18 protein-coding genes are annotated in these 21,174 nt (G+C 73.3%); all 18 read left to right on the forward strand.

Annotated elements, in window-relative coordinates; genetic code table 11:
• Positions 1-18: 18 nt before the first annotated feature.
• The 18 genes from mraZ (at position 19) to ACF3NH_RS01440 (ending at position 21,169) form a co-directional block, all read left to right on the forward strand.
• Positions 19-492 carry a division/cell wall cluster transcriptional repressor MraZ gene (gene mraZ / locus ACF3NH_RS01355; RefSeq protein WP_198366110.1) on the forward strand — a complete coding sequence of 158 codons (474 nt, stop codon included), beginning with the start codon at positions 19-21 and terminating at the stop codon, positions 490-492.
• Positions 489-1,424, forward strand: a complete 936-nt coding sequence (gene rsmH, locus ACF3NH_RS01360; RefSeq protein WP_422921595.1) for a 16S rRNA (cytosine(1402)-N(4))-methyltransferase RsmH — start codon at positions 489-491, stop codon at positions 1,422-1,424. The genes mraZ and rsmH overlap by 4 nt, the downstream gene beginning before the upstream one ends.
• A complete protein-coding gene (ftsL, locus tag ACF3NH_RS01365; protein ID WP_198366108.1) occupies positions 1,424-2,311 on the forward strand; it encodes a cell division protein FtsL in 888 nt (295 codons plus the stop codon). The genes rsmH and ftsL overlap by 1 nt, the downstream gene beginning before the upstream one ends.
• Before the next feature lie 6 nt (positions 2,312-2,317).
• Positions 2,318-4,357: a peptidoglycan D,D-transpeptidase FtsI family protein gene (locus tag ACF3NH_RS01370; protein ID WP_422921596.1), complete on the forward strand. Its 2,040-nt coding sequence runs from the start codon at positions 2,318-2,320 to the stop codon at positions 4,355-4,357.
• 4 nt (positions 4,358-4,361) lie between these two features.
• Complete coding sequence (locus tag ACF3NH_RS01375) at positions 4,362-5,825, forward strand: UDP-N-acetylmuramoyl-L-alanyl-D-glutamate--2,6-diaminopimelate ligase (protein ID WP_422924698.1); 1,464 nt, start codon at positions 4,362-4,364, stop codon at positions 5,823-5,825.
• Complete coding sequence (locus tag ACF3NH_RS01380) at positions 5,822-7,219, forward strand: UDP-N-acetylmuramoyl-tripeptide--D-alanyl-D-alanine ligase (RefSeq protein WP_422921597.1); 1,398 nt, start codon at positions 5,822-5,824, stop codon at positions 7,217-7,219. Before ACF3NH_RS01375 ends, ACF3NH_RS01380 begins: the two co-directional genes overlap by 4 nt.
• Positions 7,216-8,304: a phospho-N-acetylmuramoyl-pentapeptide-transferase gene (gene mraY / locus ACF3NH_RS01385; RefSeq protein WP_198366106.1), complete on the forward strand. Its 1,089-nt coding sequence runs from the start codon at positions 7,216-7,218 to the stop codon at positions 8,302-8,304. Before ACF3NH_RS01380 ends, mraY begins: the two co-directional genes overlap by 4 nt.
• Positions 8,304-9,698, forward strand: a complete 1,395-nt coding sequence (murD, locus tag ACF3NH_RS01390) for a UDP-N-acetylmuramoyl-L-alanine--D-glutamate ligase (protein ID WP_422921598.1) — start codon at positions 8,304-8,306, stop codon at positions 9,696-9,698. The genes mraY and murD overlap by 1 nt, the downstream gene beginning before the upstream one ends.
• Positions 9,698-10,822 (forward strand): FtsW/RodA/SpoVE family cell cycle protein, encoded by a 1,125-nt coding sequence (locus ACF3NH_RS01395; RefSeq protein WP_198366104.1) that lies wholly within the window; start codon positions 9,698-9,700, stop codon positions 10,820-10,822. The genes murD and ACF3NH_RS01395 overlap by 1 nt, the downstream gene beginning before the upstream one ends.
• The gene (gene murG, locus ACF3NH_RS01400) at positions 10,819-11,937 is read left to right on the forward strand and encodes an undecaprenyldiphospho-muramoylpentapeptide beta-N-acetylglucosaminyltransferase (RefSeq protein ID WP_422921599.1); all 1,119 of its coding nucleotides are present in this window, start codon (positions 10,819-10,821) and stop codon (positions 11,935-11,937) included. The genes ACF3NH_RS01395 and murG overlap by 4 nt, the downstream gene beginning before the upstream one ends.
• Entirely contained in the window at positions 11,937-13,373 is a 1,437-nt protein-coding gene (gene murC, locus ACF3NH_RS01405; protein WP_422921600.1) for a UDP-N-acetylmuramate--L-alanine ligase, read from the forward strand. Before murG ends, murC begins: the two co-directional genes overlap by 1 nt.
• A gap of 8 nt (positions 13,374-13,381) precedes the next feature.
• Positions 13,382-14,284 carry a UDP-N-acetylmuramate dehydrogenase gene (murB, locus tag ACF3NH_RS01410; protein WP_422924700.1) on the forward strand — a complete coding sequence of 301 codons (903 nt, stop codon included), beginning with the start codon at positions 13,382-13,384 and terminating at the stop codon, positions 14,282-14,284.
• Positions 14,281-15,192, forward strand: coding sequence for a D-alanine--D-alanine ligase (locus ACF3NH_RS01415; protein ID WP_422921601.1), 912 nt, complete (start codon positions 14,281-14,283; stop codon positions 15,190-15,192). Before murB ends, ACF3NH_RS01415 begins: the two co-directional genes overlap by 4 nt.
• Positions 15,182-16,087: a cell division protein FtsQ/DivIB gene (locus tag ACF3NH_RS01420; protein WP_422921602.1), complete on the forward strand. Its 906-nt coding sequence runs from the start codon at positions 15,182-15,184 to the stop codon at positions 16,085-16,087. Before ACF3NH_RS01415 ends, ACF3NH_RS01420 begins: the two co-directional genes overlap by 11 nt.
• Entirely contained in the window at positions 16,084-17,379 is a 1,296-nt protein-coding gene (gene ftsA, locus ACF3NH_RS01425; protein ID WP_198366100.1) for a cell division protein FtsA, read from the forward strand. Before ACF3NH_RS01420 ends, ftsA begins: the two co-directional genes overlap by 4 nt.
• A 73-nt stretch (positions 17,380-17,452) precedes the next feature.
• Positions 17,453-19,045, forward strand: coding sequence for a cell division protein FtsZ (gene ftsZ / locus ACF3NH_RS01430; protein ID WP_198366099.1), 1,593 nt, complete (start codon positions 17,453-17,455; stop codon positions 19,043-19,045).
• A gap of 277 nt (positions 19,046-19,322) precedes the next feature.
• Entirely contained in the window at positions 19,323-20,261 is a 939-nt protein-coding gene (lpxC, locus tag ACF3NH_RS01435; protein ID WP_198366098.1) for a UDP-3-O-acyl-N-acetylglucosamine deacetylase, read from the forward strand.
• Positions 20,262-20,323: 62 nt separating this feature from the next.
• Complete coding sequence (locus ACF3NH_RS01440) at positions 20,324-21,169, forward strand: outer membrane protein assembly factor BamD (RefSeq protein WP_198366097.1); 846 nt, start codon at positions 20,324-20,326, stop codon at positions 21,167-21,169.
• Positions 21,170-21,174 lie beyond the last annotated feature (5 nt).

The raw sequence follows: 21,174 nt of genomic DNA on the forward strand, positions 1-21,174 counted from the left end.
GGGGGACAGGGCGGCTTCATGACCCGCTTCATGGGGATGCACACGAATCGGCTGGACAAGAAGGGACGGGTCTCCGTCCCGGCGCCGTTTCGTGCCGTCCTGACCCAGCTGCAGAGCGAGGACCTGATCCTCCGCCCGTCGCACCAGCACAGCTGCCTGGAGGGCTGGCCGGCCACCGTCTTCGACGAGCTGGCGGACCGGTTGGAAGGCTTCGATGTCTTCTCCGAGGACCAGGACGACCTCTCCGCCGCGCTCTATGCCGAGGCCTGCCCGCTTCGCCCCGACGCCGATGGCCGGATCATGCTGCCCGAACACCTCATCGCCTTCGCCGGCCTGCAGGAGAACATCGTCTTCATGGGCCGCGGCCGCATCTTCGAGATCTGGGAGCCGGAAGGCGCGAAGCAGCGTGTCGCCCAGAGCCGACTCCAGGCGCGCGAGCGCGGCCTGACCCTGCCGCCGCGCGGCCCGCGCGCGCCGGAGGGCACGGCATGAGCGGGCATCGTCCGGTGATGCTGACCGAGGTCCTGGACAGCCTCGCCCCGCGCGACGGCGCCACCTACCTCGACGGCACCTTCGGCGGCGGCGGCTACGCGCGCGCCATCCTGGAGCGCGCCGCCTGCACCCTCTACGCCATCGACCGCGACCCGGACGCCATCGCCCGTGGCGCCAGCCTGCTCGCCGCCTTCCCCGAGCGGCTGAAGCTGGTCGAGGGCCGCTTCGGCGACATGCTGGAGCTGATGGCCGGCCACGGCGTGGCGGCGCTCGACGGCGTGGTGCTCGACCTCGGCGTCTCCTCCTTCCAGCTCGACCAGGCGGAGCGCGGCTTCTCCTTCCGCGGCGACGGCCCGCTCGACATGCGGATGGAGAAGAGCGGCCCCTCGGCGGCCGATCTGGTGAACCGCCTGCCCGAGGCGGAGCTGGCCGACATCCTCTGGCAGCTCGGCGAGGAGCGGCATTCCCGCCCCATCGCCCGCGCCATCCTGGCCGCCCGCCGCGAATCGCCGATCGAGACCACCGGCCAGCTGGTGCGCATCATCCATTCGGTGATGCCGCGCGATCCCTCCGGGATCGACAGCGCGACGCGCTCCTTCCAGGCGCTGCGGCTGAAGGTGAACGACGAGCTGGGCGAGGTGGAGCGTGGCCTCGCCGCCGCCGCCAGGCTGCTCGCGCCCGGCGGGCGGCTGGTGGTGGTGGCCTTCCACTCGCTGGAGGACCGCATCGTCAAGCGTTTCATGCAGAGCGCCGCGGGCCGCGCCCCAGGCGCTTCGCGCCATGCGCCCTCCGCCATGCTGGCGGCCGGGCGCCGGCCGGAGTTCCGGCTCGTCACCAACAATGCCCTGCGTCCCGGGGAAGCCGAGGTCTCGGCCAATCCGCGCGCCCGTTCCGCCCGCCTGCGGGCTCTCGAGAAGCTGGAGGAGGCCTGATGTTCCGCCCCCTGACCGTGGTTGCCATCCTCGCCTTCAGCGCCGTGGGCTGGCACGTCTACCGCGCGGAGGAGGCGGCGGCGCAGCTCGACCGCGAGCTGCGTGACGTCAGCAGGCGCATCGAGGCGGCGCGCGAGCGCAGCCAGGTGCTGCGCGCCGAATGGGCCCTGCTGAACCAGCCGGAGCGGCTGCGCCAGGTGGCGCAGAAGCATCTGGCGCTGGACACCATGACGCCGTCCCAGTTCGTCCGCATGACCGAGCTGGAGCGCCGCCTGCCGGTGGCCGTGGCCTTCGCCGGCCCGGTGAGCCTGTTCGGGCCGGCGCCGGAGACCGCCCTCGCCGAGGCGGCGCTGCCGGTGCCGCCCGAGCCGCCGGCGGAGGCCCCCGCCCTGGCCGAGGCGCCGCGCCCGGCGCCGATCACCGTCGCCGCCGCGGCGGCGCGGATGCCGGAGGCCCGCCCGGCCCGTGCCGAGTCCCGGCCGCAGGACAGCCGCGCCGCCGAGCCCGCCCCGCGTCCCGCGCCCCGCGCCGTGGAGACCGTCCGGGAGGCGCCGCACGCCGCCAGCCAGCTCGCCGCCGCCCGCGCCGCGCCGGCGCCGCGCCGCCCGGTGCCGGCGGTGGACAGCGCCCGCGAGGCCCCGGCGGCCGTCGTGGCGGCGCCGGCCGTCCGCGCCGTCCCGCGCGGCCCGCTGGTCGCCGACACCCGCCCGGCGCCGCGCCCCGACCTGCTGCGGACCGCCGCCCATGTCTCCGCCGCCCGCGCCGTCGCCGCGCCCGGCAATGCCGCGCCGGGCGGTTCCTCGCTCGGCATGGTCGGCGGCAGCAGCCTGGCGCCGCCGGTGCCGATGGCCGCGCCGGTCCCCGTTCGCCCCGGCACCTGGCAGTAGGCCGCCATGATGCCCATCCAGCCGCCCTCGCCCGATTCCCTGCCGCTGCGCCGCCCGGTCCTGTCCGCCACCGGCGACGGGCCGGCGCCGCATGAGGAGTCGCTGCCCGGCGTGACCGTGCGCGTCACCGGCCCGGACCTGCAGCGCCGGGCCCAGCTGGAGCGGAGTCGCGGGCGGCTGGTGGTGGCGGCGCTGGGCTTCGGCGCGCTCTTCCTCGCGGTGGCGATGAAGGCCACCTGGTCCACCGTGATCGCCCCGGCCGAGCCGAAGCGGCTGAACGCCGCCGTGCGCGCCCTGCAGCCGCCCTCGCTGCATGTCGCGAGCCGCGCGCCGATCACCGACCGCAACGGCGAGATGCTGGCCATCTCCCTCCCCGTCACGGCGCTGATCGCCAATCCGCGCGTCATCCACAATCCGACCGAAGTGGCCGACCGCCTGCGCACGGTGATGCCGCAGCTGGAACGCGAGCGCCTGATCGAGCGGCTCTCCGGCGACCGCGGCTTCGTCTACATCTCCCGCGCCCTGACCCCGCGCGAGCAGCAGGGCGTCATCAACCTCGGCATCGCCGGGCTCGACTTCGAGGAGGCGGAGCGCCGCTACTATCCGCAGGGCCGCGCCGCCGTGCACGTGCTCGGCAATGTCGATGTCGATGGCAAGGGCGTCTCCGGCATCGAGCGGCGCTTCGACGAGCGCCTCTCCACCGACCGCGAGACGCCGCTGCGGCTGTCGATCGACGTGCGCGTGCAGCTCGCGCTGCGCGACGCGGTGAGCAAGGCCATCGCCGACTTCAACGGCATCGGCGGCGCGGGGGTGGTGCTCGACATCAACACCGGCGAGGTGATCTCGATGGTCAGCCTGCCGGACTACGATGCCGGCGACATCGGCGGCGCGACGCCCGACGAGCGTTTCAACCGCGTCACCGTCGGCGTCTACGAGCCGGGCTCGACCTTCAAGCTGCTGACCGCCGCCGCCGCCCTCGAATACGGCACCGCCAACGTCAACACCTCGAGCTTCGACGCCTCGCGCCCGATCCGCTTCGGCCGCTTCACCATCAGCGACTACAAGGGCAAGAACCGCTGGATCACCTTCCCCGAGGTCCTGGCCTATTCGTCCAACCTCGGCGCCGCGCACATGGCGCAGACCTTCGGTCCGCAGCGCCAGCGCGAGTTCATGAAGGCCGCCGGCATGCTGGCGCGGCAGCAGATCGAGCTGCCCGAGGCCGCGCTGCCGCTCGCCCCGCCGGCCAACAGCTGGCGCGACATCAACATGTTCACCATCGCCTTCGGCCACGGCATCAGCGTGACGCCGCTGCATGTGGTGACCGGTGTCTCGGCGATCGCCAATGGCGGCATCCTGCGCCAGCCGACGCTGCTGGCGCAGCCGCCCGGCGCGCAGCGCGAGGGCGTGCGGCTGATCGGCGAGCGCACCAGCGAGACGATGCGCCGGCTGATGCGCCTGGTCGTCACCGACGGCTCGGGCAAGAACGCCGATGTCGCGGGCTATTTCGTCGGCGGCAAGACGGGCACGGCGCAGAAGACCGGCCCGCGCGGCGGCTACCTGATGAACAAGCGCATCGCCGCCTTCGTCGGCGCCTTCCCGATGAACGCGCCGCGCTACGCGCTCTATGTCATGGTCGACGAGCCGAAGCCGAACGCCAAGAGCTACGGCTACGCCACCGCCGGCTGGGTGGCGGCGCCGGCGGCGGGCTCGGTGATCGCGCGCATCGCGCCGATCCTCGGCCTGGTGCCCGAGGATCCGGGCAATCCCCAGATCGTCGCCGCCACCTCCATCCCGCTGCAGCCGGGTCGGCCGCGCGCCTCGGCGGCGGCCGGCGCCGCCACCCCGGCCGCCAGCCGCGCCGCCGAGCCGCCCCGCGCGGCGGCGCCGCGCCCCGCCGCCACGCCGCGCGATGACGCCGCGCCGCCCGTGCTGCCGCGCGCCGTGCCGATGCCGACCCTGCCCGGCCGCGCCGCGCCGGGGGCGCTGCCGCCGCCCGTGCCGCTGCGCCTCACCTCCAACCAGGGAGCGGGCCTTGCGGCTCGGTGACCTGATGCGGCAGGCGGTTCCGGCATCCACCCAGGGCTGGCCCGGCGGCAATGCCGAGATCCTCGGCCTGACCGCCGACAGCCGCGCCGTCCGCCCTGGCTATCTCTTCGCCGCCCTGCCCGGCGCGCGGGCCGATGGCCGCGCCTTCATCGAGGAGGCGGTGGCCCGTGGCGCCGGCGCGGTGCTGGCGCCGGAGGGAACCGAATGGCCCGCCGGGGTGCCGCCGCGGCCGCTGCTGGCGGTGGCCGACCCGCGGCGCGCCCTGGCCCGCCTGGCCGCAAGCTTCTTCGGCCAGCAGCCGGCGAAGGTCGTCGCCGTCACCGGCACCAACGGCAAGACCAGCACGGTCGATTTCCTGCGACAGATCTGGACCCTGGCCGGCAGCAAGGCGGCCTCGCTCGGCACGCTCGGCCTGCGCGCGCCCGGCTTTCCCGAGACGCCGTCGCTGACCACGCCCGATCCGGTGGTGCTGCACCAGACCCTGGCCGGGCTGGCCCGCGCCGGCGTGCAGCACGCCGCGCTCGAGGCCTCCTCGCACGGGCTGGAGCAGCGGCGGCTGGACGGGCTGATGCTGACCGCCGCCGGCTTCAGCAACCTGACGCGGGACCATCTCGACTATCACGGCGACATGGCCGCCTATGCCGCGGCCAAGCTGCGCCTCTTCGACACCCTGCTGGACCAGGGCGACCACGCGGTCGCCAATGCCGACATGGCGCCCGAGCTGCTGGAGGCGCTGCGCCGCATCGCCCGGCGGCGGCACCTGAAGTTCCACACCGTGGGCGAGGCCGGCGAGCAGATCCGCCTGCTGCGCCACGCGCCGCGCCCCGAGGGGCAGGAGATCGCGCTGGACGCCTTCGGCCGCCGCGCCGAGCTGATCCTGGCGCTGCCCGGCCGCTTCCAGGCCGACAACGTGATGCTCGCCGCTGGCCTGGCCGTCGCCTGCGGCCTGCCGGCCGACCGGGTGCTCGCCCTGCTGCCGCGCCTCGTCGGCGTGCGCGGGCGGATGGAGCTGGCGGCGCGGCTGTCCCACGGCGCCGCCGTCTATGTCGACTACGCCCATACGCCGGACGCGCTGGAGCGGCTGCTCACCGCGCTGCGTCCGCATGCGCTTGGCCGGTTGCACGTGGTCTTCGGCGCCGGCGGCGACCGCGACCCGGGCAAGCGGCCGCTGATGGGCGCGGTCTGCGCCCGGCTGGCCGACCACGCCATCCTGACCGATGACAATCCGCGCACCGAGGACCCGGCGGCGATCCGCGCCGCCGTGCGCGCCGGCATGACGGGCGAGGCCGAGGTGACCGAGATCGGCGACCGCGCCGCCGCCATCGCCGCCGGCCTGGCCGCGCTGGGGCCGGGGGATGTGCTGGCCATCGCCGGCAAGGGGCACGAATCCGGCCAGACCATCGGCACCGAGACCCTGCCCTTCGACGATGCCGGGACGGTGCGCCGCCTCGCCGGCGGCGGTGCATGAGCCCGCTCTGGACCTCTGGCGAGTTGCGCGAGGCGACCGGCGGGACGGCGCCCGACGGGCTCGACATCCGCGCCATCGGCATCGACAGCCGCGCGGCCGGCCCGGGCGAGCTTTTCGTCGCGCTGCGCGACGCGCGGGACGGGCACGACTTCGTGGCCGATGCGCTGGCGCGCGGCGCCGCCGGCGCCATGGTGGACCGGGATCCGCCGGGCGTGGCGGCGGGCGCGCCGCTGCTTCGCGTGCGCGAGACGCTGGCCGGCCTCACCGCCCTCGGCGCCGCCGGCCGCGCGCGCAGCCAGGCCCGCATCGCCGCCATCACCGGCAGCGTCGGCAAGACGACGACCAAGGAGATGCTGCGCCACGGCCTCTCCGCCCTGGCGCCGACCCATGCCGCCGTCGCCAGCTACAACAACCAGTGGGGCGTGCCGCTGACCCTGGCGCGCATGCCGCGCGGGGCGGCCTACGGCGTCATCGAGATCGGCATGAACCACCGGGGCGAGATCGCCCCCCTCGCCCGGCTGGCGCGGCCGCATGTGGCGGCGATCACCACGGTGGAGGCGGCGCATATCGGCCATCTCGGCTCCCTCGAGGAGATCGCCGAGGAGAAGGCCGATATCATGGAAGGGCTGGCGCCCGGCGCGCCGGTCGTCCTGCCGCGCGATTCCGCGATGTACCCGCTGCTGGCCCGGCGCGCCGCCCGCGCGGGCCTCGCCGTGACCGGCTTCGGTCTGGATGCGGCGGCCGAGGCGCGGCTGCTCGACTATCGCGGCGGCGCCGAATCGGGCGAGGCCGCGATCGCCTTCCACGGCACCCGCCACCACCTCCCGCTCGCCGCCCCCGGCCGCCACCTCGCCCTCAACGCCCTGGCCGCGCTGGCCACGGCGGCGGCGCTCGGCGCCGATCCGGCCGACTTCCTGGCGGCGCTGGCGGGCTTCCGCCCCGGCGCCGGACGTGGTGGCCGCGCCACCCTGGTCCTGGCCGGCGGCACCGCCCTGCTGATCGACGACAGCTACAACGGCCAGCCGCCGGCCATGCGCGCCGGGCTCGGCGTGCTGGGCGCCCAGGCGGGGCGGCGCATCGCCGTGCTGGGCGACATGCGGGAGCTGGGCGAGCACGGACCCGCATTGCACGCATCCCTGCTGCCGGATGTTCTGGCCGCCGCCGATCTGGTATTTTGCTGCGGTGCACTGATGCGCGGCCTGTACGACGCCCTGCCGGCCTCCCGGCGCGGCGCGCATCGGGAGAGCAGCGAAGAACTGGCCCCGCTGGTCGTGGGGGCCGTGCGTCCGGGCGATGTCATTCTGGTGAAGGGGTCCCTCGGCAGCCGCATGGCGGCGGTCGTGAAGGCCCTGACATCCGCGCGCGGGGAAGCGCGCGAAGGGGCGCATTCATGATTTTCAATCTCCTGTCCCCCCTCGGGGACGGGCTCATCCTCTTCAACCTGTTTCGCTACGTCACCTTCCGGGCCGGTGCGGCCTGCATGACGGCGCTGTTCATCTGCCTGTTCCTGGGGCCCTGGGTGATCGGCTGGCTGCGCAGCTTCCAGAACGGCGGCCAGCCGATCCGCACCGACGGGCCGGAGGGCCATCTGCTGACCAAGAAGGGCACGCCCACCATGGGCGGCGTGCTGATCCTGCTCGGCCTGGTCTCCTCCACCCTGCTCTGGGCCGATCTGCGCAACGGCCTGGTCTGGGCGGTGCTGCTGGTCACGCTGGGCTATGGCCTGCTGGGCTTCTGGGACGACTGGCTGAAGGTCACCAAGCGCAACACCAAGGGCGTCTCGGGCCGGATGAAGCTGGTGGTGCAGGCGGGCGTCGGCCTGCTCACCGCCATCTGGATCACCCTGCTGATGCCGGCCGAGCTGTCGACGCACCTGACCATGCCCTTCTTCAAGGAGGCCATGATCAACTTCGGCATCTTCTTCCCCGTGCTGGCGATGCTGGTGATGATGGGTGCCTCCAACGCGGTGAACCTGACCGACGGGCTGGACGGGCTGGCCACCGTGCCGGTGATGCTGGCCGCCGCCGTCTTCGCGCTCATCGCCTATCTCGTCGGCAACCGCGTCTTCGCCGACTACCTGCAGCTCAACGGCGTTCCCGGCACCTCCGAGCTGGCGGTGTTCTGCTCGGCGCTGATCGGCGCCGGCCTCGGCTTCCTGTGGTTCAACGCCCCGCCGGCCAAGGTCTTCATGGGCGACACCGGCAGCCTCGCCCTCGGCGGCGCGCTCGGCGCGGTGGCGGTGGCGACGAAGCACGAGATCGTGCTGGCCATCGTCGGCGGCCTGTTCGTGGTGGAGACGGTCTCGGTCATCATCCAGGTCTTCTGGTACAAGCGCACCGGCCGCCGCGTCTTCCTGATGGCGCCCCTGCACCACCACTTCGAGAAGAAGGGCTGGGCCGAGCCGACCATCGTCATCCGCTTCTGGATCATCGCCATGATCCTGGCCCTCGTCGGCCTCAGCACGCTGAAGATCCGCTGATGACCGCGCCCCTCGCCCTCGCCGAACGCACGGATTTCGCGCCCTTCGCCGGGCAGCGCATCGCCGTGGTCGGGCTCGGCCGCGCCGGCCTGCCGGCGGCGCTGCGGCTGCGGGGCTGGGGCGCCGGGCTGCTGTGCTGGGACGACCAGCCGGCCGGCCGCGCGGCGGCCGAGGCCGAGGGCCTGCCCGTGGGCGACCCCGCCGCGCGGCCGGGCTTTCCCTTCGACGCGCTGCTGCTCTCGCCCGGCATCCCGCACCGCCTGCCGCGGGCGCATCCCGCCGCCGCGGCGGCCGAGGCCGCCGGCGTGCCCGTGCTCTGCGACGCCGAGCTGCTCCATCGCGCCCTGCGCGCCGCGGGCAGCACGGCGCGCCTTGTCGGCATCACCGGCACCAACGGCAAGTCCACCACCACCGCGCTGATCCACCACCTGCTGCGGCAGGCCGGGCGGATCTCGGCCGTGGGTGGCAATCTCGGCCCGGCCGCCCTCGGCCTGCCGCTGCTGCCGGGGGACGGCACCTACGTGCTGGAGATGTCGAGCTACATGCTGGAGCGCGTCGAGACGCTGCGCTTCGACGTGGCCGTGCAGCTGAACCTGACGCCCGACCATCTCGACCGCCATGGCGGCATGGAGGGCTACGCGGCCGCCAAGGCGCGCATCTTCAACCGCCAGGGCGAGGGCGATGCCGCGGTGATCGGCATGGACGATGCCAGCGGCCCGCGCTTCGCCCACGCCACCGCGGCGCGCGTGATCCCCGTCTCGGGCGGCACGCCGCAGCCGGGCGGCGTCTGGGCCGAGGGTCGCCTGCTGCGCGACGACGGCGGCATCCTGGCTGATCTCGACGAGGCCGCCGCCCTGCCCGGCCGCCACAACGCGCAGAACGCCGCCGCCGCCGCCGCCACGGCGCTCGCCCTCGGCCTGCCGCGCGAGGGCCTCGCAGCCGGCCTCGCCAGCTTTCCCGGCCTGCCGCACCGGCAGGAGCGCGTCGGCGCGCGCGACGGCGTCGTCTTCATCAACGACAGCAAGGCGACCAATGCCGACAGCGCGGAGCGGGCCCTGGCCAGCTACGACCGCGTCGTCTGGATCGCCGGCGGCGTGCCGAAGGCGGGCGGCATCGACAGCCTGGCGCCGTGTTTCCCCCGCATCGCCCGCGCCCTGCTGATCGGCCAGAGCGCGGCGGACTTCGCCGCCACCCTCTCCGCCGCCGGCGTGCCGGTGGAGATCGCCGGCACGCTGGAGGCGGCGGTGCCGGCGGCGCTGGCCGCCGCCCGCGCGCTCGGCGCCGGCGTGGTGCTGCTCTCGCCGGCCTGCGCCAGTTTCGATCAGTTCAGCGGCTTCGACGCGCGGGGCGACGCCTTCCGCGCCCTCGTCGCCGCCTTGCCGGAGACCGTGTGATGGCCCTCTCCCGTGCCGATACCTCCGTCGTCGGGCGCTGGTGGTGGACGGTGGACCGCTGGACGCTCGCGGCGCTGCTGATGCTGGTGGGCTTCGGCTATGTCATGCTGCTGGCGGCGAGCCCGGGCGTGGCGCAGCGCATCGGCGCCTCCTCGCGCGACATCTTCATCCTGAAGCAGGTCTTCTTCCTGGCCGCCGCCACCGGCGTCATGGTCGCCATCTCGCTCATGTCGGTGAAGCAGGTGCGGCGCGTGGCGCTGCTGGGCTTCCTGGGCGCGCTGCTGCTGACCGCCGCGACGCTGTCGATCGGCGTCGAGATCAAGGGCGCGCGGCGCTGGATCCATCTTCCCGGCATGACCATCCAGCCCTCCGAGTTCCTGAAGCCCTGCTTCGCCGTGGTCGCCGCCTGGCTGCTGGCCGAGGCCAGGACGCTGGGACGCTGGGCGCCGGCGGCCGCCATCGTGATGTTCCTGATGGTGGTGGCGGTGCTGGCCAAGCAGCCGGACATCGGCATGCTGCTGGTCGTCGCCTCGGTGTTCTGCGCGCAGCTCTTCATCGTCGGCATCAACATGATGCTGGTGGGCGTCTGCGGCGTGGCCGGCGTGCTGGGCGCCATCGCCGCCTATTTCACCCTGCCGCACTTCCAGTCGCGCATCGACCGCTTCCTCGATCCCGCCTCGGGCGACACCTACCAGGTGACCATCGCCATGGAGGCTTTCGGTCATGGCGGGCTGCTCGGCGTCGGCCCCGGCGAGGGCCGGCTCAAGGGCCTGCTGCCCGACGCGCATGCCGACTTCGTCTATGCCGTCGCCGGCGAGGAGTTCGGCCTGGTCATCCTGCTGCTGATCCTCGGCGTCTTCGGCTTCATCGTGCTGCGCGGCCTGCTGCGGCTGCTGGGCGAGAAGGACATGTTCATCATCCTGGCCGCCACCGGGCTGCTGACGCAGTTCGGCCTGCAGGCCTTCATCAACATGGGCTCGGCGCTGCACCTGATCCCGACCAAGGGCATGACCCTGCCCTTCATCTCCTACGGCGGCTCCTCCGTCGTCGCGGTGGCCGCCGGCATGGGCATGCTGCTGGCCCTGACGCGGCGGCGCATCGCCCGCATGGCGGAGGGCGCGTGAGCGCTCCCATCGTCATCGCCGCCGGCGGAACCGGCGGACACTTCTTCCCCGCCGAGGCGCTGGCGGCGGAGCTGCTGCGGCGCGGCCACCGCATCGCGCTGATGACCGATGCGCGCAGCGCCGATTACGTCACCCCCTCCTTCGCGCAGGGCGAGCGCTACGTCCTGAAGGGCGCGGGCCTCGCGGGCCGCGGCCTCCGGCGCGCCGCGGCCGGGGCCGTGGCGATGGCGGCCGGCATGGTGCAGGCGCGGCGGCTGCTGCAAGGCCTGCGCCCCCGTGCCGTCGTGGGCTTCGGCGGCTACCCCTGCGTGCCGCCCCTGCTGGCCGCGCGCAGCCTGGGGGGCGCGCGCCGCCCGGCCACCATCCTGCACGAGCAGAACGCCGTGCTCGGCCGCGCCAACCGCCTGCTCTCCGCCGGGGTCGACGCGCTGGCCCTATCCTTCGAAGCGACGAGCCGGGTGCCGCGCGGTGCCCGCACCGCGGTGGTCGGCAATCCGGTGCGCCCGGCCCTGGCCGCGCTGGCCGGGCGGGAGTTCCACCCGCCACAGGGTCCGGTGCGGCTGCTGGTGCTGGGCGGCAGCCTGGGCGCGCGTGTCTTCTCCGACATCGTGCCCGCCGCCGTCGCGCTGCTGCCGCCGGCGCTGCGCGCGCGCCTCGCCGTGGTGCAGCAGACGCGCACCGAGGATCTGCCGCGCGTCCGCGCCGCCTACGAGGAGATGGGCGTGCCGGCCGAGCTCGCGCCGTTCTTCGGCGATGTCGCGCGGCTCTACGACACGGCGCATCTCGTGGTGGCGCGGTCCGGCGCCTCGACTATCGCGGAACTCGCCTGCGCCGGGCGCGGCGCCATCCTGGTGCCGCTGCCGCACGCGATCGACGACCACCAGACCGCCAATGCGCGCGCCCTGGCCGCCGCCGGCGGCGCCACGGTGATGCCGCAGCCGGGCTTCACGCCCGCGGCGCTGGCCGCCGAGCTGACGCGGCTGATCGAAGCGCCGGGCGGCCTGGCCGCGGCCGCCGCCGCCGCCGCGCGGCTGGCTGCCCCGGACGCGGCCGCCCGCCTCGCCGATCTCGTTCTCTCCCGCGCGGATGCGCGCCAGTCCCAGGATGCTTCGTGATGCGCGCCCTGCCGCTCAATATCGGTCCCATTCATTTCGTCGGCATCGGCGGCATCGGCATGTCGGGCATCGCCGAGGTGCTGCACAATCTCGGCTACCAGGTGCAGGGCAGCGACATCGCCGAGGGCTACAATGTCGAGCGGCTGCGCGCCGCCGGCATCTCGGTCATGGTCGGGCATGACGCGGCCAATCTGGGCGCCGCCCAGGTCGTCGTCACCTCGACGGCGGTGAAGCGCGACAACCCCGAGGTGGTGGCGGCGCGCCAGCGGCTGATCCCGGTGGTGCGCCGGGCCGAGATGCTGGCCGAGCTGATGCGGCTGAAATGGGGCATCGCCATCGGCGGCACGCACGGCAAGACGACGACGACCTCGCTGGTCGCGACCGTGCTGGAGGCGGCCAGGCTCGACCCCACCGTGATCAATGGCGGCATCATCAACGCCTACGGCACCAACACCCGCCTCGGCGAGGGCGACTGGATGGTGGTGGAGGCGGATGAGAGCGACGGCTCCTTCCTGCGCCTGCCCGCCGTCGCCGCCGTGGTCACCAACATGGACCCGGAGCATCTCGACCACTGGGGCACCGAGGAGGCGATGAAGCAGGGCTATGCCCAGTTCGTCGGCAACATCCCCTTCTACGGCTTCGCCGTGCTCTGCGCCGACCATCCCAACGTGCAGGCGATGATCCCGCAGATCGACCGCCGCCTGATCACCTACGGCTTCTCGCCACAGGCCGACGTGCGGGCCGAACGGCTGATCACCGACCGCATGGGCGCCACCTTCGAGGTCACGGTGCAGGACCGCGCGACGGGCCGCAGCCGCAGCCTGAAGCCGATGCGCCTGCCGATGCTCGGCCAGCACAATGTGCAGAACGCGCTGGCCGCCATCGCCGTCGGCATGGAGATGGACATCGACGAGGGCACCATCCGCTCGGCCCTGGCCGGCTTCAAGGGGGTGAAGCGCCGCTTCACCCGCGTCGGCGAGGCCAACGGCATCCAGATCATCGACGATTACGGCCATCACCCGGTCGAGATCGCCGCCGTGCTGAAGGCGGCGCGGCAGGCCGGGGCGCGCGACGTCATCGCCGTGGTGCAGCCGCACCGCTACAGCCGCCTGCAGGCGCTGTTCGAGGACTTCTGCCAGTGCATGAACGATGCCGGCACCGTCATCGTGGCCGACGTCTATGCCGCCGGCGAGGCGCCGATCCCGGGCTTCGACCGTGACGCGCTGGTGGACGGGCTGCGCGCCCACGGTCACCGCAGCGTCGTCCCCCTGCCCGGCCCCGACAGCCTGCCGGAGATGGTGAACGCCATCGCCAAGCCGGGCGACTACGTGATCTGCCTCGGCGCCGGCAATATCACCGGCTGGGCGCATGGCCTGCCGGAGCAGCTGGCCGCGCTGCAGCCGCGCGGGCCGCGCCTGGCCGGAGGCAGCCGGTGAGCCGCGCCATGCCGCAGGACGCCCTCCCCGCCCTGCCGCCGCTGCGCGGCCGCGTGCAGGAGGCGCCGCCGCTCGCGCCGCTGACGTGGTTCCGCACCGGCGGCCCGGCGCAATGGCTGGTCCGCCCCGCCGACGCGGAGGACCTCCTGCTGCTGCTGCGCGACCGCCTGCGGGATTGCCCGGTCACGGCGATCGGCGCCGCCTCCAACCTCCTGGTGCGCGATGGCGGCGTGCGCGGCATCGTCGTCAAGCTGGCGCGCGGCTTCTCGGAGGTCGCCGTCGAGGCGGACGGCCTCGTCGCCGGCGCCGCCGCGCTGGACGTGACCGTGGCCGAGCATGCCGCGGCGGCGGGCCTCGCCGGCCTCGAATTCCTTTGCGGCATTCCGGGCACCATCGGCGGCGCGGTGGCGATGAACGCCGGCGCCTACGGCGCGGAGGTGAAGGACGTGCTGGACTGGGCCGAGGTCGCGACACCCTCCGGCCTGCTGCGCCTCACCGCCGCCGAGCTCGGTTTCGCCTATCGCCGGGCCGTCCTGCCCGAGGGCGGCATCGTCACCCGCGCCCGGTTCCGCGCCGCGCCGGGAGAGGCCGGCGCCATCGCCGCGCGGATGCACGAGATCCGCGCGGCGCGCGAGGCGGCGCAGCCGGTCCGCGCGCGCACCGGCGGCTCGACCTTCAAGAACCCCGAGGGGCACAAGGCCTGGGCGCTGATCGACGCCGCCGGCTGCCGCGGGCTGCGGCGGGGCGATGCCCAGGTTTCGGAGAAGCACTGCAATTTCCTGCTCAACCTCGGTGCCGCCACGGCCGCCGATCTTGAGGATCTCGGCGAAGAGGTGCGCGCGCGCGTCGCCGCGCGGTCCGGCATGGCGCTGGACTGGGAGATCCGCCGCATCGGGGAGGTCTCGGCATGAACCACATCGCCGTTCTGTTCGGCGGCATCTCGGCGGAGCGCGAGGTCTCGCTCTCGACGGGGGCGCAGGTGGTCGCGGCGCTGCGCGAGGCGGGCTTCGCCGTCACGCCCATCGAGGTGACGCGGGACCTGCCGGGCCTGATCGCGGCGCTGCAGGCGGCGCGGCCCGACGCGGTGTTCAACGCGCTGCACGGGCGCTTCGGCGAGGATGGCTGCGTGCAGGGGGTGCTGGACTGGCTCGGCCTGCCCTACACGCATTCCGGCGTGCGCGCCTCGTCGGTCGCCATGGACAAGGCGGCGTCCAAGGCGGTCTTCGCCGCGCACGGGCTGCCGCTGGCCGAGCACCGCGTGGTGACGCCGGCCGAGCTGGAATCGGCCGATCCGATGCCGCGCCCCTATGTCGCGAAGCCGGTGAACGAGGGCTCCTCGGTCGGCGTGCACATCCTGCGCGAAGGCGACAACCGCCGCGCCGAGATCGCGCGCGGCTGGCGCTTCGGCCCGGCCATCATGGTCGAGGAGTACATCCCCGGCCGCGAGCTGACCGTCGCCGTCATGGGCGGCCGCGCGCTGGCCGTCACCGAGATCGACACCGGCCGTGTCTTCTACGACTACGACGCCAAGTATGGCGAGGGCGGCAGCCGCCACCGCATCCCCGCCGAGGTGCCGGACGCCATCGCCACGGCGGCGAAGTCGGTCGCGCTCCGCGCCCATGAGGCGCTGGGCTGCCGCGGCATCAGCCGCTCCGACTTCCGCTACGACGATGCCACCGGCCGGCTGGTCCTGCTCGAGGTGAACACCCAGCCGGGCATGACGCCGACCAGCCTGGTGCCGGAGCAGGCGGCGCATTGCGGCATCAGCTTCCCCGAGCTCTGCGCCTGGCTGGTGCGGGAGGCGCGCCATGGCCCATAGCCCGACCCGCCTGCGCACCGAGGACCGCGCCCGGCTGGCGGCGGAGGGCCGCGCCCAGGCGACGTCGCGCCGGCCGAGCGGCCTGCGCCTCTGGCTGCGCCGCCGCCGGCCGATGCTGCGGCCGGCGTTCTACGTCGCGCTCGGCCTCGGGCTGCTGGGCGGCGGGGCCGTGCTGGTCTCGGCCCTGGACCCCGCCGGGCGCTTCTCCTGGCTGTCCGAGAACCTGGCCGAGGCCACCGGCGGGGCCGGCATGGTGGTGGGCGAGATCATCGTGCGCGGCCAGCAGAACACGCCGCGCGAGCTGATCCGCGCCGCCATCGGCACGCGCGTCGGCGATCCGCTGCTGGGCTTCTCGCCCGAGCAGGCCAAGGCCCGGCTGGAGAGCATCGCCTGGATCGAGAGCGCCGAGGTGCAGCGCCTGCTCAACGGCAGCATCGTCATCGAGATCCATGAGCGCCGGCCCTTCGCGATCTGGCAGCACCAGGGCGAGTTCGCCGTGGTCGACCGTGACGGCCGCGTGGTCTCGGCAGACACGCTGGATGCCTTCGGCCCGCTGCCGCTGCTGGTCGGCGAGGGCGCGCACCACCGCGGCGCGGCGCTCTACGACGCGCTCTCCACCGAGCCCGAGGTGCGCCGCCGCACCCAGGCGCTGGTGCTGGTCAGCGAGCGGCGCTGGAACCTCAGGCTGCACAACGGCACCGACGTGCTGCTGCCGGAATCCCACGAGGCCGCCGCGATCCACCGCCTCGGCGAGTTGCAGCGGAGCAGCGCGCTGATGGACCGGCCGCTGGTCGCCATCGACATGCGCCTGCCCGACCGGCTCGTCGTGCGGCAGAACCCGCAGCCCGAACCGATCGCCGAACCGCCCAAGGGGCGAAGGAGCGGACGCGGATGAGCCGGATGGCCCGCATCATCGGCCCGGGCGAGCCGCCCGCCCCGCCGCCCAAGCGGCGCCGCGCGCGCGGCGGCCCCTATGGCGTGATCGATATCGGCAGCAGCAAGATCGTCTGCCTGATCGCCCGCGTCGAAGGCGACGGCCATGCCCGCGTCCTGGGCTGCGGATGGCAGCGCGCGCGCGGCATCAAGGGCGGCAACATCGTCGATCTGCAGGAAGCCGAGCTCTGCATCCGCGCCGCGGTCGCCCAGGCCGAGGAGGCGGCGGAGATCAAGCTGTCCGGCGCCATCGTCAACCTCTCCTGCGGCCAGCCGAGTTCGCGGCTGATGAGCATTCAATGGCCGATCGGCGGCCGCGCCGTGACCGAGGCGGATCTGCGCGCCGTGTTGGGCGAGGGCCGCCGCCGCGCCGCCGATGAGGGGCGCGAGACGGTGCACGCCACCACACTCGGCTTCACCATCGACGCCACGCCCGGCGTCGAGGATCCGCGCGGCATGGTGTGCGAGACGCTGGCCGCGCAATTGCACCTTGTCGACGCGGCCTCCGCCTCGCTGCGCAATCTCGGCGTCTGCCTCGCCGGTTGCGACCTGGAGGTGGAGGAGCTTGTTTCGGCGCCCTTCGCATCCGCTCTCTCTGTCCTGGTGGAGGATGAGCGTCAGCTGGGCGCGACCGTGGTGGACATGGGCGGCGGCACCACCAGCCTCGCCGTCTATGGCGAGGGTCATCTGCTGCACACCGCGCAGATCCCGGTCGGTGGCTGGCAGGTGACCAACGACATCGCCCGCGGTCTGGCGACGCCCATCGCGCATGCCGAGCGCATCAAGATCCTGGAGGGCAGCGCGCTCGACAGCGCCGACGACGCCAAGGCGATGATCGGCGTCTCGCGCGTCGGCGAGGACGAGGATCATCTGGTGCAGATCCCGCGCAGCCAGCTCGGCAGCATCATCCGCCCGCGAATCGAGGAGACGCTGGAGCTGGTGCGCGACCGTCTCGACGCCGCCGCGCTCGGCCGCGACGCCGGTTCGCGCGTCGTTCTCACCGGCGGCGCGAGTCAGCTGGTCGGCGTGCGCGAGATGGCGGCGAGAATCCTGGATCGCCCGGTGCGCATCGGGCGGCCGCAACCGATGCGCGGCGTTCCAGAATCCGCGCAAGGACCCGACTTTGCCACAACTTTGGGACTAGTCGCATGGGGCACCGGAGAGGGCCGTCCGCTCCTGGATATCGACCCCGGTCCCGAGCGTGGAAACGGTCGATTTATTCGTCTCGTCAACTGGCTTCGCGAGCGCGTCTGATGCAATCTGTACGCGGTCACGATTCGCTTCATCCGTCACGCCACACGCCCGCTACCCGAGGAGATTCGCTGCAATGACGCTGAACCTGACGATCCCGCGCCAGCAGCACACGGACTTCAGTCCGCGCATCACCGTCGTCGGTGTCGGCGGTGCCGGCTGCAACGCCGTGAACAACATGATCGCGATGGGTCTCGACGGCGTCGAGTTCCTCGTGGCCAACACGGACGCGCAGGCGCTGGTGAACAGCCGCGCCGAGCGCCGCGTGCAGCTCGGCCCGCACCTGACGCAGGGCCTGGGCGCCGGTGCCAAGCCGGAGATCGGCCGCGCGGCCGCGGAAGAGGCAACGGAGGATCTGGCGCGCCATCTCGAAGGCATGCACATGGTCTTCATCACCGCCGGCATGGGCGGCGGCACGGGCACCGGCGCGGCGCCGGTCATCGCGCGCATGGCGCGCGAGCGTGGCATCCTGACGGTCGGCGTCGTGACCCGGCCCTTCGACTTCGAGGGACCGAAGCGGCGGCGCGCGGCGGAGGCGGGGCTCGACGAACTGCAGACCTACGTCGACACGCTGATCGTCATCCCGAACCAGAATCTCTTCCGCAAGGCGAATGAGCGCACGACCTTCGCCGAGGCCTTCAAGATGGCCGACGACGTGCTGCACATGGGCGTGCGCGGCGTCACCGACCTGATGGTCAATCCCGGCCTGGTGAATCTCGATTTCGCCGATATCCGCACCGTCATGGCGGAGATGGGCAAGGCGATGATGGGCACCGGCGAGGCCGAGGGCGAGGACCGGGCGGTGAAGGCCGCCGAGGCCGCCATCAGCAACCCGCTGCTCGAGGACACCTCGATGCTCGGCGCGCGCGGCGTGCTGATCAACATCACCGGCGGCTACGACATGACGCTGTTCGAGGTCGACGAGGCCGCGAACCGCATCCGCCGCGAGGTGGACGAGGAAGCGAACATCATCTTCGGCTCCTCCGTCGACGAGGAGATGAACGGACGCCTGCGGGTCTCCGTCGTCGCCACCGGCATTGATGCGGTGAAGGACGTTGCGGCGGAGAAGCCGGTGAAGGTCGTCGCCATCGGCGGCGGCGCGCCGGTCGCCGCGGTCGGCACCGCCACGGTGCCGCCGGTCTCGCGCGGCGTGATCGGGGCGCCGACCGCGCCGCGCCCGGCCATGCCGCAGGCGGCCGCGCCGGTCCGCGTCGGCCCGCCCGGCGCGCCGCTGCAGGCCGCGCCCACCTTCGGCGCACCGCGCCGCCCGGCCGGCATGGCGACACCGGCGACCGTGACCCCCGCCGTGGCGCCGCAGCCGACGGCCTATGAGGCCCCGGCGGTGCCGGTCGAGGCCCCCTCGCCCGAGGAGATGCCGGCCGCCGTGGGTCAGCCGGAGCAGGGCCGCGCGATGCAGCCGCGCATGGCGCCGACGCCGGTCTCGGCTCCGCCGGCGGGTGGCGGCTTCAATCTCTTCCGCAAGGCCACCGGGCTGATGCGCCGCAACCTGGTTGGGGATGCCGAAGTGCCGCCGGCGCCCCGCCCGGTCGCCCCGCAGCCGATGGCGCCCCAGCCGCAGGCGCCGCAGCCTGCCGCACCGCGCGCCGCCCAGCCGGCCGAGGAGATGGGCCTCGACATCCCGACCTTCCTTCGTCGCCAGAGCAACTGACGCCGGCGCGACGGACAGGCGCCAGCCTGACCGTTCCTGACGTAACAAGAGGGCCTCGCATCCTGGATGCGGGGCTCTTTTTGCATCGCAAAAACCTATTAGAAACAGAAGCTTCCCTGCTTAACCTCGACAGAAATATACGGAAACAAGGGTTTATTCGCCCGTGACGCGTCCCGGTGCCATCTAGACACTCAGGCAGGCAGCTTCTCGGGCCTGCCCGACGTGACCAGTGACCCCTTCGTGACCCTTGTATCGACCGAGTGACCCAGAGGCAGTGATGGACGGATTCTTCGTGGCAGGCATGGGACGGCGCAGGACGCTCAAGGCGTCCATCGGCTGCGTCGGCATTGGCCTGCACTCCGGACGTCGCGCCTCGATGACGCTGCACCCGGCCGCGGCCGGCGAAGGCATCGTCTTCCGCCGCACCGATCTCGGCCTCGAGATCCCGGCGCGCTACGACCTCGTCTTCGACACCCGCCTCTGCACCGCCATCGCCCTGCCCGGCCAGCCGCATGCGCGCATCGGCACCATCGAGCATGTCATGGCCGCCCTCTCCGCCTGCGGCATCGACGATGCCGTGATCGAGGTGGACGGGCCGGAGGTGCCGATCCTCGACGGTTCCGCCGCGCCCTTCGTCTTCCTGATCGACTGCGCCGGCACCGTGACCAGCCTGATGCCCCGCCATGGCATCGAGGTGCTCAAGACCATCCGCGTGCAGGAGGGCGAGGGCCCCGGCGCCGCCTGGGCCATGCTCGAGCCCTCCGCCACCCCCGGTTTCGAGGCCGCCCTCGAGATCGACTTTCCCTCCACCGCCATCGGCCGCCAGAGCCTCTCCCTGCGCGTGACCGAGTCGAGCTTCCGCCAGCTTCTGGCCGATGCCCGCACCTTCACCCTGGCCGAGGATGTCGCCCGCCTGCGGGCCGCCGGCCTGGCCCAGGGCGGCAGCCTCGCCAATGCCGTGGTGGTGGACGGGCCGCTGGTGCTGAACCCGGGCGGCCTGCGCCATGCCGATGAATGCGTGCGGCACAAGCTGCTGGACGTGGTGGGCGATCTGGCCCTGGCGGGCGCGCCGCTGTCCGGCCGCTTCTCCGGCAGCCGCTCCGGCCATGCGCTGAACAACCGCCTGCTGCGCGCCCTCTTCGCCGACGAGCAGGCCTGGCGCTGGCAGCAGGATGGCGCCCTGGCGCCGTCCTACGCGGAGCCGGTGGCGGCCTGAGGGCGGCCACCGACCTGCCCCCCATCGCCTTCATCGGGCAGGCGTGGTATGGAGCGAGCGCCATGCGCAGCCGCCTGAACCGGACACTCCGCCTCTCTCTCCTGCTGGCCACGCCGCTCCTCGCGGTCGGGTGCAGCTCCTGGGACGGCCGCAGCTCCTCGCTGCAGGCCCGTGCCAATCTCGCCGCGGAAACGCCGGAGGCCCTCTATGCCGCCGGCATCGACGCGCTGCGGCAGGAGCGCTACCAGCAGGCCCAGGAATTCTTCGACGCGGTGGAGCGGGAACACCCCTATTCCACCTGGTCCACCAGCGCGCGGCTGATGTCGGCCTATTCCGACTACATGCGCAACCGCTACACCGAGGCGATCGGCGCGCTGGACCGCTTCATCCAGCTCCACCCCGCGCATCGCGACATCGCCTATGCCTACTACCTGCGCTCGCTCTGCTACTACGAACAGATCGTCGACGCGCAGCGCGACCAGCAGACCACCGAGACCGCCCTGGCCCAGTTGCAGGAGGTGGTGAACCGCTTCCCCGACACCGCCTATGCCCGCGACGCGCGGCTCAAGATGGATCTGGCGCGTGACCATCTGGCCGGGCGCGAGATGAACATCGGCCGCTTCTACCAGTCGCGCGGGCTCTATGCCGCGGCCATCGGCCGCTTCCGCCGCGTGGTGGACGAGTTCCAGACCACCAACCACGTGCCCGAGGCGCTGCACCGGCTGACCGAGATCTACCTCTCCCTCGGCCTGACCGACGAGGCGCGCAAGACCGCCAGCGTGCTCGGCCACAACTACCCCGGCAGCCGCTGGTACCAGGATTCCTACGCCCTCCTGGTGGAAGGCGCCCCCGCGGCGGATGCCGAGCGTCCGGGCCTGCTGAGCCGCGCCTGGAACTCTGTCTTCTGAGCCGC

This window comes from Pseudoroseomonas sp. WGS1072 (genome assembly GCF_049340465.1).
Classification (GTDB): domain Bacteria; phylum Pseudomonadota; class Alphaproteobacteria; order Acetobacterales; family Acetobacteraceae; genus Pseudoroseomonas.

Coding starts and splice junctions, on each gene's coding strand:
- ACF3NH_RS01380 (WP_422921597.1), top strand. CDS start 5,822: ATGAGCCCGCTCTGGACCTCTGGCGAGTTGCGCGAGGCGACCGGCGGG.
- ACF3NH_RS01420 (WP_422921602.1), top strand. CDS start 15,182: ATGGCCCATAGCCCGACCCGCCTGCGCACCGAGGACCGCGCCCGGCTG.
- murC (WP_422921600.1), top strand. CDS start 11,937: ATGCGCGCCCTGCCGCTCAATATCGGTCCCATTCATTTCGTCGGCATC.
- rsmH (WP_422921595.1), top strand. CDS start 489: ATGAGCGGGCATCGTCCGGTGATGCTGACCGAGGTCCTGGACAGCCTC.
- ACF3NH_RS01415 (WP_422921601.1), top strand. CDS start 14,281: ATGAACCACATCGCCGTTCTGTTCGGCGGCATCTCGGCGGAGCGCGAG.
- ACF3NH_RS01370 (WP_422921596.1), top strand. CDS start 2,318: ATGATGCCCATCCAGCCGCCCTCGCCCGATTCCCTGCCGCTGCGCCGC.
- ftsA (WP_198366100.1), top strand. CDS start 16,084: ATGAGCCGGATGGCCCGCATCATCGGCCCGGGCGAGCCGCCCGCCCCG.
- mraY (WP_198366106.1), top strand. CDS start 7,216: ATGATTTTCAATCTCCTGTCCCCCCTCGGGGACGGGCTCATCCTCTTC.
- murB (WP_422924700.1), top strand. CDS start 13,382: ATGCCGCAGGACGCCCTCCCCGCCCTGCCGCCGCTGCGCGGCCGCGTG.
- ftsL (WP_198366108.1), top strand. CDS start 1,424: ATGTTCCGCCCCCTGACCGTGGTTGCCATCCTCGCCTTCAGCGCCGTG.
- mraZ (WP_198366110.1), top strand. CDS start 19: ATGACCCGCTTCATGGGGATGCACACGAATCGGCTGGACAAGAAGGGA.
- ACF3NH_RS01395 (WP_198366104.1), top strand. CDS start 9,698: ATGGCCCTCTCCCGTGCCGATACCTCCGTCGTCGGGCGCTGGTGGTGG.
- ftsZ (WP_198366099.1), top strand. CDS start 17,453: ATGACGCTGAACCTGACGATCCCGCGCCAGCAGCACACGGACTTCAGT.
- ACF3NH_RS01440 (WP_198366097.1), top strand. CDS start 20,324: ATGCGCAGCCGCCTGAACCGGACACTCCGCCTCTCTCTCCTGCTGGCC.
- murD (WP_422921598.1), top strand. CDS start 8,304: ATGACCGCGCCCCTCGCCCTCGCCGAACGCACGGATTTCGCGCCCTTC.
- lpxC (WP_198366098.1), top strand. CDS start 19,323: ATGGACGGATTCTTCGTGGCAGGCATGGGACGGCGCAGGACGCTCAAG.
- ACF3NH_RS01375 (WP_422924698.1), top strand. CDS start 4,362: ATGCGGCAGGCGGTTCCGGCATCCACCCAGGGCTGGCCCGGCGGCAAT.